The organism is Aquabacterium sp., assembly GCF_004297345.1.
Lineage (GTDB): Bacteria > Pseudomonadota > Gammaproteobacteria > Burkholderiales > Burkholderiaceae_C > Aquabacterium.
Window position 1 is genome coordinate 1 of sequence record NZ_SCTN01000343.1, and the last position, 14,074, is coordinate 14,074.

Sequence of the window (14,074 nt, forward strand, 5' to 3'; positions counted from 1 at the left end):
AACTCCGGTATCGGCCTGTCCATGGCCCACGAACTGGCCCGCCAGGGCGCCATCGTCTGCCTGGCCTGCCGCGATCAAGGCAAGGCCACTGCCGCACGCAACGAGATCCTGCAGCGCACACCGGGTGCGCAGGTCGAGCTCTACAAACTTGACCTCTCTTCGTTCGCCGCCATCCACGCCTTTGTGCAGGCCTTTGCCCAACGTCACGACAGGCTGGACGCGCTCATCAACAACGCCGGTGCCGTGCCCATGCGCCAGCAGTTCACGCAAGAAGGTTTCGAGCTGCAGTTTGGCGGCAACTATCTGGGGCCCTTCCTGCTCACACACCTGCTGATGCCCTTGCTGCAAGTGACCGCTGATGAGGGCGGCATCGGTCGGGGTGATGCGCGCATCGTGCACCTGTCATCCATTGCGCACAACTTGGGTCGCATCGATCTGGACACGGCCAAAGGCCGCAAGCCCTACCGCGTACTGCCCGCTTACGCACAATCCAAGCTGGGCAATCTGATGTTCAGCCATGCCCTGGCACGTAAGCTGCCCGCCGGCATCACCTCGCAGGCGATGCACCCGGGCGGCGTGGCCTCGCCCATCTACCGCGAACTGCCTCGCTGGCAATACGCGGTGATGCGCCCTTTCCTGATCGGCCCGGAACGCCCTGGCAAGCTGGCCGCCGAACTGGCCATTGGCAGCAACCGACGCGGCGAGAACGGTGGCTACTTCTCGATCCAGCACCCGCGCATCGTGTCAAGCGCAGCACGGGATCAAGCCATGCAAGAGACCCTGTACAAACAAAGCTGCCTCTGGGCGGAGGTCTCGCCCTTGTCGGCACGAGGGACCATTCGGCGCGCCGCGTGACGCTTGCGATTGACCAACCCAACGGATGCACCAGTCCATGCGCCATTCATGCCAACTGGTTGCCCCCCACCTTAAACAACCATCAATTAGTAACAATTTGGCCGCAAAAAACCACATTGATTGCCACGAAACTCACGCCACAATACCACTCAGGAGCAATTTTATAGAATCGCTCCAGCAATCAATAGGGACCCAAATGAACAGAACCTCCGCCATTCGTGCCGCGGCCATGCTGCTTTGTGCGGCCGCATCGTGCTCCCAAGCTACCGTCATTTACGTCAACAACACCAGCGCCACGGCCTGCGCTTTGCCCACCACTGGGTGCGGCACGTCGACCAAGCCCTTCAAGTTGCTGCCAGAGGCCATCAGCGCCGCCAAGGCTGGTGATGAAGTGGTGATCTACGGCAACACAGCCAACAAGCCTTACTACATCACCAACGACGGCACCCCCCAGACCACCATTGGCCAGTCGCTGATGAGTCTGAGCAAGTTCAATTCGACCACCCGCACCAACATCCACGCGGCCAGTGCCGCCACCAAGCCCATCATCCGTGGCTCGCTGGTTTACAAGCAACCTAGCTGGACACAGGTATCCAGCAATGCCAACGGCTACCTCTACAAGCTGCCTTGGTCGTTGACACAAGGCACCAACGTTCAGGAACCCGAGCAGGTGTTCCGTGACAGCCTCGCCCAAAGCCAACGCCAGTTGCAGCAGGTGGGCGGCACGGTGTTCGGTGGTTATTACCCAGGTGTCGATCAGTCCACCATCGACAAGGATCTTGTTGCAGGCCTGAAGGCCGGCGAACTGTGGCCGGGCTACATCCCATTCGTGAGCCTGGAATCCCTCACGAGCAACCAGTTCTATTACGACCGTACCGCCAAAGTCCTGTACATCCGACTGGCCACGGCGCTGGCGGCTGGCGAAGGCATTGAAGTCAGCGCCACACAATTCATCGCCAACGGTTCGGGCATGGCCAATGTCACGCTTCAGAATCTGGTCTTCGAGCGTTCCAACACCTCGTCGTATTGGCGCGGTGGTGCCGTGCTGATGTCGGGCAACGGCTTGATCGTCGATGGCGTGGACTTCCGTGACTCGGACTCGCACTGCCTGCAAATCCAGGGCGATAACAACATCGTCCAGAACTCCACGTTCACCCGATGTGGACAGGTTGGCCTGGTGGCCAATGGTTCGAGCGCCAAGATCACCAACAACTATTTCAGCGGCAACAACGCCTTCCGCAAGTTCAACCCTGACTGGGAAGCAGGCCCGACCAAGTTCATCGGCAACAACGGCCTGGATATCTCCGAGATTTCCAACAACGTCATCACGGACAACAATGGCCATGGCATCTGGCTGGACACACACAACGATGGCAACACCATCCAGAACAACGTGGTGGCCTACAACCGGATTGGTGTCTTCCTGGAAAACTCTGGATTGGCTGTCATCAGATCGAACGTGATCTTCGGCAACAAGAGCCAGGGCATTCAGTTCCGTGGCAGCCCCAGCACCCTGGTTGACGGCAACCTGATGGTGGGCAATGCTGCCGATGGCATTTATGTTCACCCGAAGGCCAACAACGAGACGGGCTACAACTCCACCAAGATCCGCATCACGAACAACGTCATCGCCTGGCACGATGAGGCCGTCAACAAAAAGCCCGTCTGGGTCCCCCCCAGCACATCGCTGTATGGCAACCGCTACTGCGGCAGCCCGGCAGGCGATGGCTCGCTGCACTTCTGGCTGCAAGATTGGGCACCAGATCCCAGTCTGGGTTACGCCAACAACGTGTTCGGATGGGCGGCTTGGCAAAGCCCCAAGGTTTCACCCACCAACCCGACGGCACCGGCCTATGACGTCACCACGACCATCAACAACGTCACCTACAACAGCGTGATGCAGCTGGCGACGATGCCCACCCGTGTGCAAGCTTGGCAAGGCACGCCGGAAGCAACCTTGGTCACCAACGTCGCCGGCATCGCCAACACCCGCTCTGCCGTACTGGCCATCGTGAACCAATACTGCAAGTAAACGCGAGGTGAGAGGGGCCGCATCGCAACAAGCGGCCCATCATCACTGCAGCGCCCAACCCATCCTTGCCCGACGCCCTTCCAGGCGCCGGGCATTTTTTTGAGCGTTACCTGAGCGTTACATTTGAGCCGGGCGTGTCAGGAGGCCCGTCCACTCACCAAAAAGGAATCACTGTGTACAAGCGTTTCACCGTCACCGCACTGTCATGCGCCGCCCTGCTGTTGTCGGGCTGCGCCGGTTTCAAGGGTAACCAGCTGAGCCCTGTGTCAGCACAGGATCTGCGCTCCACCGCACCGGTCAAGACCAAGGTCTTCAGCCGCTGGAATCTGAGCAGCGTCCCCGGCGGCAATGCACAAACTGCAGCCGCCCTGGCCGCCATCAACAAAACCAATTTCGAAAACGCCCTCAAGGCTTCCGACTGCTGCATCGTTGTGGAAAGCCCTGAGGCGGCTGACCTGGTCGTGGACGGGATCGCCCACACAGAGGACAAGACAGCGGCCCTGATCCCTGCCGTGATCACCGGCCTGAGCCTGTTCACCATCCCGTCGTGGATCACCGCCAATGTGCACATCTCGGCCACGGCCAAGAATGGCGGCGTGTCGCGCTCCTACGATCTGCAAGACCACATGACCATGGTGCAATGGCTGCCCATGCTGCTGGTCCTGCCATTTGCGGACAACCCCTTCAAGGCCGAGAAGGAAATCACCGAGAACGTTTTCAACACCCTGGTGGTGAAGATCAAATCGGACGGCCTGGTGAAGTAATGGCCGGAGGGAGAGGGCAGCACACACCGCCGCCCTTCCTATAATCCACAGATTCCACCTTTCGCAGGCTGGAGCCCTTTTTCCCGTATGGTGAAGGGCTGCCAGCCTGAATTCGTCTTTGCGGTGACCGATCTCATGAGCGCTACACAAGAAAACCAGACCTACGACCCACGTGCCGTCGAGGCCCGTGCCCAGCAGCACTGGAACGACCGCGACGCCTACCGCGTCACCGAAAGCAAGGACAAAAAGGCTTTTTACGCCTGCTCGATGCTGCCCTACCCCTCGGGCAAGCTGCACATGGGCCACGTGCGCAACTACACGATCAACGACATGCTCACGCGCTACCTGCGCATGAACGGTCACAACGTGCTGATGCCCATGGGCTGGGACGCCTTCGGCCTGCCGGCAGAAAACGCCGCGCTGAAGAACAAGGTGCCGCCCGCCGCCTGGACGTACGACAACATCGCCTACATGAAGAAGCAGATGAAGGCGATGGGCCTGGCGATCGACTGGTCGCGCGAAATCGCCACCTGCCAGCCCGAGTACTACAAGTGGAACCAGTGGCTGTTCATCAAGATGCTGGAAGCCGGCGTGTGCGAACGCCGCACGCAGACCGTGAACTGGGACCCGGTCGACCAGACCGTGCTGGCCAACGAGCAAGTCATCGACGGCAAGGGCTGGCGCTCGGGCGCCCCGGTTGAAAAGCGCGAGATCCCCGGCTACTACCTGAACATCACCAAGTACGCCGACGAGTTGCTGAGCGCGGTCGCCAACCCGGAAGACCCGAACTACCTGAGCGGCTGGCCTGAGCGCGTTCGCCTGATGCAGGAAAACTGGATCGGCAAGTCCGAAGGTGTGCGCTTTGCCTTTGCGCACGACATCAAGGGCGCCGATGGCCAGTTGATCAACAAGGGCCAGCTGTGGGTGTTCACCACCCGCGCCGACACCATCATGGGCGTGACCTTCTGCGCCGTGGCGCCGGAGCACCCGCTGGCTGTTCATGCCGCGGCTGGTAACGCCAAGCTGCAAGCCTTCATCGAAGAGTGCAAGACCGGTGGCACCACCGAAGCCGAACTGGCTACGCAAGAGAAGAAGGGCCAGCCCACGGGCCTGTTCGTCACGCACCCGATCACTGGCGAGCAGGTCGAGGTCTGGGTCGGCAACTACGTGCTGATGTCATATGGCGATGGCGCCGTGATGGGCGTGCCTGCACACGATGAGCGCGACTTCGCCTTTGCGAAGAAGTACGGCATCGCGATCAAGCAGGTGATTGGTGTGGAGGGCGAAACCTTCAGCGCTGACGCCTGGGCCGAGTGGTACGGCGACAAGCAAAAGGGCGTGTGCGTCAACTCTGATGCCTTGAATGGCCTGAGCTACAAGGATGCGGTCAACAAGGTCGCCGAGATCCTGATTGCCAAGGGCATCGGCGAGAAGAAGACCACCTGGCGCCTGCGCGACTGGGGCATCAGCCGCCAGCGTTACTGGGGCACCCCCATCCCCATCATTCACTGCGACACGTGCGGCGCCGTACCCGTGCCCGAGAAGGACCTGCCCGTGGTCCTGCCCGAAGACGTGGTGCCGGACGGCAGCGGCAACCCGCTCAAATCGCGCCCCGACTTCCTCAACGTCGGCTGCCCGAAATGCGGCAAGCCCGCCCAGCGCGAAACCGACACGATGGACACCTTCGTGGATTCGAGCTGGTACTTCATGCGCTATACGTGCGCCGACAACGCCAACGCGATGGTCGACGAGCGCACCAACTACTGGATGGGCGCCGGCAACGCCGCAGGCGACCGCGGCATGGACCAGTACATCGGTGGCATCGAACACGCCATCCTGCACCTGCTGTATGCGCGCTTCTGGACCAAGGTCATGCGCGACCTGGGCCTGGTCAAGATCGACGAGCCCTTCAAGAAGCTGCTCACGCAGGGCATGGTGCTCAACCACATCTACTCGCGCAAGACAGCCCAAGGCGGCATCGAGTACTTCTGGCCGCATGAAGTTGAAAACACGTTTGACGCCAACGGCAAGATCAACGGCGCCAAGCTCAAGTCTGACGGCTCGGCCATCGAGTACGGCGGCGTGGGCACCATGTCCAAGTCCAAGAACAATGGCGTGGACCCGCAAGAGCTGATCGACACCATGGGTGCCGACACGGCCCGCCTGTTCACCATGTTCGCCTCGCCACCCGAGCAGACGCTGGAGTGGAGCGCCGCTGGCGTGGAAGGCGCGCACCGCTTCGTCAAGCGCGTGTGGAACTTCGGTGCCAAGAACGCGCAGGCCCTCAAGACTGCCGGCGCCGTGGCGCAGGCCGAACTGAGTGCCGATGCCAAGGCCCTGCGCCGCGAGGTCTACGTCATCCTCAAGCAGATCAGCTACGACTACGAGCGCATGCAGTACAACACCGTGGCCTCCGGCGCGATGAAACTGCTCAATGCGCTTGAAGCCCACAAGGGCGACACGCCGGCTGACCTGGCCGTGCTGCGCGAAGGCTACAGCGTGCTGCTGCGCGGCCTGTACCCAGCCTGCCCACACCTTACGCACGTGCTGTGGGAAGACCTGGGCTACGCCGCCCAGGATGCCCAAGGTGACCTGCTGGATGCGCCCTGGCCCGTGGTGATCGAAGAGGCTCTGGTGCAAGATGAGGTCGAGCTGATGCTGCAGGTCAACGGCAAACTGCGTGGCTCGATCAAGATCAGCCCGAATGCTGACAAGGCCACGATCGAAGCTGCAGCCCTGGCCAGCGAAGACTTCGCCAAGTTTGCCGAAGGCAAGCCGGCCAAGAAGGTCATCGTGGTACCGGGTCGTCTGGTCAACGTGGTGGTCTGATCGCCATGCGCCGCGCACAGCCCAGCCCCCGTCGCCACTGGCTTGCCCTGGCCACACGCCTGACCGTCGCCACGGGCATGGCAGCCAGCCTGTTGCTGGGCGCCACCGGCTGCGGCTTCAAGCTGCGCCATGGCTACGACATGGCCTTCAAGACCATCCAGCTCACCGGCTTTGCGGGCAACTCGCCCATGGCCGCCGAGTTGGCTCGCGCGCTTGAGGCCTCCGGCGTGGATGTGGTGGACAGCACCCTGCAAGCCACGCAAGCCGCATCGGCCTCCAGCGTGCCCAACAGCCACGTTGTGCTGGAGGCCCTGGTGGACAAGCGTGACATGGCCGTGTCCACCACCACGGCCTATGGCCAGATCCGTGACATGACCGCGCGCAACACGCTGCGCTTTCAAGTCAAGCGCGGGGATGGCACGATCCTGTTGGCCCCGTCTGACGTGGCCCTGGCGCGCGACATGACTTACAACGAAAAGGACGCGCTGGCCAAGCAGGACGAATCCGCCGCCCTGCACAAAGCCATGCAGTCCGACATCGTTGGCCAGGTGCTACGTCGCCTCGCTGCGATCCGACCGGATCAACTGGTCACGCCAGCGGAGCCTGTCGCCCCCGCCGTGGTCCATGCACCCTCGGTGCCTGAGGCCGCCAGTGGCCTAACGCGCTGACGCACGGCCCGCGCCGCCCACACCGCAAACCAAGCTCATGCAGATCCGCCTGGACCAGCTCTCCGCCCATCTGCAAAAAGCAGGCGGCGCCCTCAAGCCCATCTACACGCTGTATGGCGATGAGGCCTTGCTGGTGCAAGAGGGCGGTGACACCCTCCGTCAGGCCGCGCGCGCAGCCGGCTACACCGAGCGCCAGGTGCACACGGTCAGTGGCGCCTACTTTGATTGGTCCAGCCTGCTGGGCGCGGCCAGCGAGATGTCCCTGTTCGGTGACAAACAGTTCATCGAGATCCGCATCCCCTCGGGCAAGCCCGGCAAGGATGGCTCGCAAGCCCTGCAGCAATACTGCGAGATGGCTGCGGGCAACGATGGCGTGATCACCCTGGTCACCCTGCCGCGCCTGGACAAGACGCAGCAAAGCAGCGCCTGGTTCACGGCACTGGACGGCATCGGCGCCACACTACGTTGCGACCCGATCGAGCGCCAGCAACTGCCACTGTGGATCGCGCAACGTCTGTCAGCACAAGGCCAGCAAGTCGAGCCCGGTGAAGCGGGCCAACGCACCCTTGCCTTCTTCGCAGACCGCGTGGAAGGCAACCTGCTGGCGGCGCACCAGGAAATCGTCAAGCTCGGTTTGCTGCACCCGCCCGGCACGCTCACCATCGAGCAAATCGAAGAGGCCGTGGTCGACGTGGCCCGCTTCAACGTGTTCAAGCTCAGCGAAGCCGTGCTCTCAGGCCAGGTCGAACGCACGCTGCGCATGATCGATGGCCTGGAAGCCGAGGGCGAAGCCGCCGTGCTGGTGCACTGGGCCCTGGCCGAAGACATCCTCGCCCTGCATCGTGCCAAGGTGGCGCTGGAGGGTGGCAAGCCCCTGCCCATGGTCTTGCGCGAACAGCGTGTGTGGGGCCCGCGCGAACGGCTGTTCGAGCGCATCCTGCCTCGCGCCAAGGCAGCCATGCTGGCGCGCCTCGTGGCCAATGCCAGCACGGTCGATGGCATCGTCAAGGGTCTGCGTCATCCGCAATGGCCGGAAGACCCCTGGGAAGCCTTGCGCCGCCTGGCGCTGCAATTGGCCAAGGTCGGCGCCTGAGCGACCAACCGACGGCCAAGTTCAGATACGAGCCAAGGCCTGCGCAAAGTCGGCCTGCAAATCGGCCAGATCCTCGATGCCGATCGACAAGCGGATCAAGCCCTCGGCGATCCCCATGGCCGCACGCTGCGCCTGCCCCATCTCCCAGAAGATCGTGTGGGCGACCGGGATGGCCAATGTCCGGTTGTCCGCGAGATGGCTCGACAGGATCACCAACTGGAGCGCATCCAGAAACGCCAGCGGATCCAGCCCCTCGCGCAACTCGATGCTCATCAGGCAGCCAAACTGGCCTTTGAACAAACGGGCGGCCCGCTCATGCTCGGCGTGCGAAGGCAGGCCGGGGTAGTGCACCCGCGCGATCTGCGGCTGCGCACTCAACCATTGCGCCAGTTGCAGGGCATTGGCACAGGTGCGCGCCACACGCAAAGCCAGCGTCTCAGCCCCGACCGCCAGGCGGTGGGCATCCTCCGCGCGCAGGGTCGCGCCCATGTCCCGCAAGCCCTTCTTGCGAATCTGAGTCATGCCCCAGCCCTTGGGATCGCCCTTGCGATAGGGCTCGGCGATATGCGGATACGCCGACCAATCGAACAAACCGGTGTCCACCACGGCACCGCCCAGCGCATGACCATGCCCACCGATGCCCTTGCTCAGAGAGTGCACCACCAGGCTGGCCTGAACCTCACGGCCTTGCAACAGCATCGGCGTGGTCATCGTGTTGTCCACCACATAGACCAGCCCTCGTTGCGCACACAAGGCGCCTATCCCAGCCAGATCAGCCACCTGGGTTCGCGGGTTGGCGATGGTCTCGACGAACACCATGCGGGTCTCGGGCCGACAAGCGGCCTCCACGTGCGCCACATCCGTGGCATCGACCAGGCTGACGCTCACCCCCAGGCCTTGCAGAGTCTGCATCAGGCTGTTGGTATTGCCAAAGAGGAAACGGCTGCTGACCAGGTGATCGCCCGCCTTGAGCAGGCTGAGGAACACGGCGCTGATGGCGGCCATGCCGGTGGAGAACACCGCCGCCGCACGCGCCTCTTCCATCATCACCAGCTTGCTTTCCAGCGATGCCCCGGTCGGGTTGCCTTGACGCGAATACACGTAGCCCGAGGCCTGTCCCTGGAACACGGCGATCAGCTCCGAGGCACTCGGGTAGCTGTACGTGGCGGCCGTGTGCATGGGCTTGTGGACGGCGCCATGCTCTACGCCGGCCAGCCTGTCCGCATGCAGCAATCTGGTGGTCAAACTTTGGCTCATCGCCCTCTCCGTTTTGTATCTTCTGCCCCCCTGAGTCGGGGCCCATCTGCGCTGGAAAGCCCGCAGCAGGCTGTTTATCGCCGGTTGTTATAGTCCGGCGGCACACCTTGCATGATGCCTGATCAAGGGCATTGAACCCGAGCTGGAACCTTTGCCGTGGCCGCCCCTGACCTGATAGCGCTGAATCGATCCGAGCACATGTACTGGGCCGCAGAGGGCTACATCGGTCCCATCAACATCCCGTTCATGTTGCGGCTGGATGGCCCGGTTGATCCCGCCCTCATGCGGCAGACCCTGCGCGAACTGGTTTCAGGCTGCCCGCGCTTGCGCAGCGTGATCGAGCCGACAGCCTTCAGCTACCGCATGCGCATCCTCCCGGATGACGCGCTGGTCGACCAGCTCTTCGATGACGCGTATCAGGAAGAGCCCGGTATCGACGCCGCCGACAGGACAGCCCTGGAAGCGCTGCACAACCGCCTCATCAACCGTGACTTGCCGCTTGAACGCGGCATGCCCTGGTGCGCCCGCTTTGTGCCGCATGCCACCCAGCCCGCCTTGCTGTTTTCGATCCATCACATCGTGGGGGACGGGCGCAGCATGGTGCAGATACTGAGCGCCATCATGGCCCGGCTCAATGGCGAGCCCATGAAGACCTGGCCGCTGGACGACCCCAGCATGCTGCCCGCCGTGATGCCCGTCAAATGGTGGCAGTGGCCTGGCAACATCCTGCGCTGGTGGCGCAATACCCGATCAGACAAGCAAGCCGCCCAGGGCCTGAACATCGTCACGCTCACGCGCCGCCAGAGCCAACGCTACACCACCAGCGGCATCTGCTACCACGAGGTCCCCTGCCCGGCTGAGGACATGAAGCGCCTGGCCAAGGCGCATGGCACCACCGTCAACACCCTGCTGACCAATGCCATCGGCAACGCGTTTCTTGCGTTGGCCCCTGAAGATCCGCAGGCCGCTGCCGCGATCCGGATTTCCGTGGATTTACGCCGCTATTTCCCGCAAGACAAAACCCCGGCATTCGGCAACTTCGTGCACTCCTTCCTGGTTCTGGTGCGCAGACATCCTGACCTGAAAGCACAACTCGCCTCCCTGGAAAGTCAGGTCAAAACCCATCTGGCGCGCTACCAGAGGCGTGAATACGCCCTGCCCCTGCTGTTCTACGAAGCCTTGCCGCTGCTGGGCCGTAATCTGTTCAGCTACCTGATCGTCAACAGCAAGGCCAAAGGCACCCTGCCCATACTCAGCGGCCATATCACCAACCTGGGCGCGAGCGAGTTCCTCAATCCGCCCAACGCCAGAACGCGCCTGAACGAACTATGGCCCACCACCCTCAGTTCCGCTTTTCTGATCTTCGCGGTGATCCTCAACGGCAGACAATTCTTGTGTCTGGTTCATCAGCATGATGAAATTCCGCACGAGGCTGTAGCCGCCTTTCGCCAAGCCCTCGACACCCAGATCCAGCAGCTCATGACAGCTGGCCCGTAACTGTGAAGTCCCACACGAAATAGGGTGTTTTTGCACCACTCATGGGCGGGCACACCCCTTCATCCCCGGGCCAAGATAGCCGATAGACAGAGGTCAGAAGAAAAATGACCCACGCACCTAGAGGCTGTATATGGAACGGATCGACACACAACAAACGAGTAAAAAGACGATTCCGGCAATCTGTGAAGCCGAGGTTCGCACCGAGTCTGGCCATTCGACCACCGGTACATCTGCCACCAACTGGCTGAGTTCCGCCATGGCCATCTGGTTGCGTGACGACGATGTGCCCAAGCGCAACCTGCGCACCGACAAGGGACCGAACCACCCGATTCGCTGATCGCCGAGGCCGCCTCAAGGACCGCATGCTGCCCGCGATCTTCAACCCGCAAAAGCTCCAGACACGGATTGTTGCCGTGTACCTGGGCTTGCTGCTGGTCGTCCAGGCGGCCAGCTACTGGTTCATTCAAGACAGCATCAATCACAACGCACGCACCTCGCTACGCGCAGAACTGAGCACAGGTGAGCGCGTCTTCCTGCGCTTGCTCAGCCAGAACAACGTCAACCTGGATCAGGCTGCACGCGCCTTGTCTGCCGACTATGGCTTTCGCTCTGCCGTGAGCAGCGGCGATCTCGAAGCGGTGCAATCCACGCTGGCCAACAACGCAGAGCGTATCCACGCCAGTCTGGCGCTGGTCACCGACACCGACTTTCAGCTCAAAGGCAGCACCACCCCCGGCGCAGCGCGCTTTCTGGCAGCCGTTCATCGCTATGCCAGCCAGTTGCAGGCCGGCGGCATCCCGCCTTACCAGATCGAGGTCGTCGATGGCTTGCCCTATCAGATCGTGGCGGTGCCCGTGCGTGCCCCGGCCACCATTGGCTGGGTCGGCATGGGCTTCAAGATCGATCGAGGCCTGCTGCAGGACATGAGTAACCTGTCGGGGATGGAAGTGGCCCTGATGCTGCGCGAGAACACCGGCGACTGGCGCGTTGCCATCGCCACCATGGACACCAGCAAATGGCAGGCTGTGGCCGGCGCCTGGGAAAAGCCCATCAACAATGGCGACACCCAAGGTGTGGCCATGCGCGTAGCGGGCACCGAATACAGCGCCCTGCCCGTGATGCTGCCCGGCGCGCCCGGTCAGTCACCCACCACGGCCTTGCTCATGCGCTCGGTGGACAAGGCCCTGGAGCCCTTCAACCAACTCAAATTTACCCTGTTGATGCTGAACGCCGTCGGCCTGGTCGTCTTCGGACTGGGCAGCTTCGTGACCGCACGGCGCATCACCACCCCATTGCGCGTGCTCTCCACCTCTGCACGCCGCCTGGAGCGCGGTGATTACGGCGCAGAAGTGCGTGCCACCTTCACCGGCGAAATCGGCGAACTGGCCCAATCCTTCGAGACCATGCGCCAGGCCATCCAGGCCCGTGAAGGCGAAATCCGTCGCCTGGCTTATCAGGATGCCCTGACCGATCTGCCCAACCGCGAGCAGTTCCGCCACGACCTTCGCCAGGCCATCCAGAAAGCCAGCGACGAAGGCACGCCCTGCGCCGTGCTGCTGCTGGACATGGACCGCTTCAAGCACGTCAACGATGTGCTGGGGCACCGCTTCGGCGACCGCCTGTTGCGCGCGGTGTCCGAACGCCTGCGCAACGACGCATTGAGCGAGAAGGACGTGCTGGCGCGCCTGAGCGGCGATGAATTCGCCATCCTGCTGCAAGGCACCGATGCCAAGTCGGCCTACCCCGTGGCCTTGCGCATCATGTCCGCCTTCGAACGGCCCATCACGCTGGACGACCATACCGTGGACCTGGGCGCCGGCATCGGCGTAGCCAGCAGCCCCGAACATGGCGTGGATGCGGACATCCTGCTCAGCCGCGCCGAGGTGGCCATGTATGCGGCCAAGCAACAGCAATCCGGCACCGTCACCTACCACCCCGGGCTGGATTCGACCAGCGAAGAATCGCTGACCATGCTCAGCGAACTGCGCTCGGCTGTCGATCAAGACCAGCTACGCCTGTACCTGCAACCGAAGATCAACCTGCGCACAGGCGAGGTGCTGGGCGCCGAAGCGCTCGTGCGCTGGGAGCACCCGGTGCGCGGCATGGTGCCGCCCATGCGCTTCATTCCCTTTGCTGAGCAGACGGGTTTTGTGCGCGTGCTGACCATGTGGATGATCGAGCAAGTGGCCCAGATGAGCCACGCGCTCACAGAACAGGGCCTGCGCATGAAGCTGGCCGTCAACCTGTCCACACGCGACCTGATGGACCAGGAGCTGCCCTTCAAGTTGGAGCAAGTGCTGGCCCGCTATGAAGTGGACCCGACCCTGTTGGTGCTGGAGATCACCGAAAGCGCCATCATGGACGACCCGCAGCGCGCCTTGCAGACCCTCAACCGCCTGCACGGCATGGGCCTGAAACTCTCCATCGACGACTTCGGCACGGGCTACTCATCCCTGGCTTACTTGAAGCGCCTGCCTGTGGACGAGCTCAAGATCGACAAATCCTTCGTGATGAACATGGAAAGCGATCTGCAGGACGCCAAGATCGTGCGCTCCACAGTTGACCTGGCCCACAACCTGGGCCTGAGCGTGGTGGCCGAAGGCGTGGAAAGCGCCAAGTCATGGAAGCTGCTGGCCAGCCTGTCTTGCGACGAGGTTCAAGGCTTCTTCATTGCCAAACCCATGCCGGGCGCGCAGTTCGCCAACTGGGTTCAGCAGTGGGTGCCACCAGACACCACGCACGAGATGCTGCCCACCGAGTTCGCCGACATCATGTGACGAACCCGGCTGCGGCACCACGCCCAGCACATGCTCAAGGTAGCGCGATGACCTGCATGCTGGGCTGCCAGTTCTTGCCCTGGGCCTTGGTCGCCGATGACAGGTCAACGCGCACCAGGAACACTGGGCAACCAGATTCTGAGTAACACACAACAAAACACGGGAGTCATATTTCACTGCCCGCACTGCGGGCGCATCCTGGTGTGGAAAATTGAGCAAAGTCCTCCACCGCAGGACTGAATATGTTGGTGGGAGAAGATTAAACGATCACGCGCCGAGTTGATCGACGCGAGGAAAGTCCG

General features: G+C 62.4%; 10 protein-coding genes. 9 read left to right on the forward strand and 1 reads right to left on the reverse strand.

Features of this window, described 5'->3' with window-relative positions; genetic code table 11:
- The 6 genes from EPO09_RS12570 to holA form a co-directional block, all read left to right on the forward strand.
- Positions 1 to 855, forward strand: an 855-nt coding sequence (locus EPO09_RS12570; RefSeq protein WP_290643578.1) for an SDR family NAD(P)-dependent oxidoreductase, incomplete at its 5' end; no start/stop codon positions are given.
- Between the two features lie 196 nt (positions 856 to 1,051).
- Positions 1,052 to 2,887, forward strand: a complete 1,836-nt coding sequence (locus EPO09_RS12575) for a right-handed parallel beta-helix repeat-containing protein (protein WP_290643580.1) — start codon at positions 1,052 to 1,054, stop codon at positions 2,885 to 2,887.
- Positions 2,888 to 3,060: 173 nt separating this feature from the next.
- Positions 3,061 to 3,651, forward strand: coding sequence for a hypothetical protein (locus EPO09_RS12580; RefSeq protein ID WP_290643582.1), 591 nt, complete (start codon positions 3,061 to 3,063; stop codon positions 3,649 to 3,651).
- A 135-nt stretch (positions 3,652 to 3,786) separates the two neighbouring features.
- Positions 3,787 to 6,480: a leucine--tRNA ligase gene (gene leuS, locus EPO09_RS12585; protein WP_290643584.1), complete on the forward strand. Its 2,694-nt coding sequence runs from the start codon at positions 3,787 to 3,789 to the stop codon at positions 6,478 to 6,480.
- A 5-nt stretch (positions 6,481 to 6,485) separates the two neighbouring features.
- A complete protein-coding gene (gene lptE / locus EPO09_RS12590; protein WP_290643586.1) occupies positions 6,486 to 7,148 on the forward strand; it encodes an LPS assembly lipoprotein LptE in 663 nt (220 codons plus the stop codon).
- A 37-nt stretch (positions 7,149 to 7,185) separates the two neighbouring features.
- Entirely contained in the window at positions 7,186 to 8,241 is a 1,056-nt protein-coding gene (holA, locus tag EPO09_RS12595) for a DNA polymerase III subunit delta (RefSeq protein ID WP_290643588.1), read from the forward strand.
- A 21-nt stretch (positions 8,242 to 8,262) separates the two neighbouring features.
- Here holA and EPO09_RS12600 read toward each other — a convergent pair whose 3' ends face one another.
- The gene (locus EPO09_RS12600; RefSeq protein WP_290643590.1) at positions 8,263 to 9,498 is read right to left on the reverse strand and encodes a cystathionine gamma-synthase family protein; all 1,236 of its coding nucleotides are present in this window, start codon (positions 9,496 to 9,498) and stop codon (positions 8,263 to 8,265) included.
- A gap of 156 nt (positions 9,499 to 9,654) precedes the next feature.
- On the opposite strand from EPO09_RS12600, the gene EPO09_RS12605 reads away from it, so the two are divergent.
- From EPO09_RS12605 to EPO09_RS12615, 3 genes are all read left to right on the forward strand, one after another.
- Positions 9,655 to 10,995, forward strand: coding sequence for a condensation domain-containing protein (locus EPO09_RS12605; protein WP_290643592.1), 1,341 nt, complete (start codon positions 9,655 to 9,657; stop codon positions 10,993 to 10,995).
- A 130-nt stretch (positions 10,996 to 11,125) separates the two neighbouring features.
- Positions 11,126 to 11,332, forward strand: coding sequence for a hypothetical protein (locus EPO09_RS12610; protein WP_290643594.1), 207 nt, complete (start codon positions 11,126 to 11,128; stop codon positions 11,330 to 11,332).
- A 25-nt stretch (positions 11,333 to 11,357) separates the two neighbouring features.
- Positions 11,358 to 13,772, forward strand: a complete 2,415-nt coding sequence (locus EPO09_RS12615) for an EAL domain-containing protein (protein WP_290643596.1) — start codon at positions 11,358 to 11,360, stop codon at positions 13,770 to 13,772.
- The last annotated feature ends 302 nt before the right edge of the window (positions 13,773 to 14,074 follow it).

Excerpts from the sequence above, each read along its gene's own strand:
- EPO09_RS12575 (WP_290643580.1), top strand. The coding sequence starts at position 1,052 with ATGAACAGAACCTCCGCCATTCGTGCCGCGGCCATGCTGCTTTGTGCG.
- leuS (WP_290643584.1), top strand. The coding sequence starts at position 3,787 with ATGAGCGCTACACAAGAAAACCAGACCTACGACCCACGTGCCGTCGAG.
- lptE (WP_290643586.1), top strand. The coding sequence starts at position 6,486 with ATGCGCCGCGCACAGCCCAGCCCCCGTCGCCACTGGCTTGCCCTGGCC.
- holA (WP_290643588.1), top strand. The coding sequence starts at position 7,186 with ATGCAGATCCGCCTGGACCAGCTCTCCGCCCATCTGCAAAAAGCAGGC.
- EPO09_RS12600 (WP_290643590.1), bottom strand. The coding sequence starts at position 9,498 with ATGAGCCAAAGTTTGACCACCAGATTGCTGCATGCGGACAGGCTGGCC.
- EPO09_RS12610 (WP_290643594.1), top strand. The coding sequence starts at position 11,126 with ATGGAACGGATCGACACACAACAAACGAGTAAAAAGACGATTCCGGCA.
- EPO09_RS12615 (WP_290643596.1), top strand. The coding sequence starts at position 11,358 with ATGCTGCCCGCGATCTTCAACCCGCAAAAGCTCCAGACACGGATTGTT.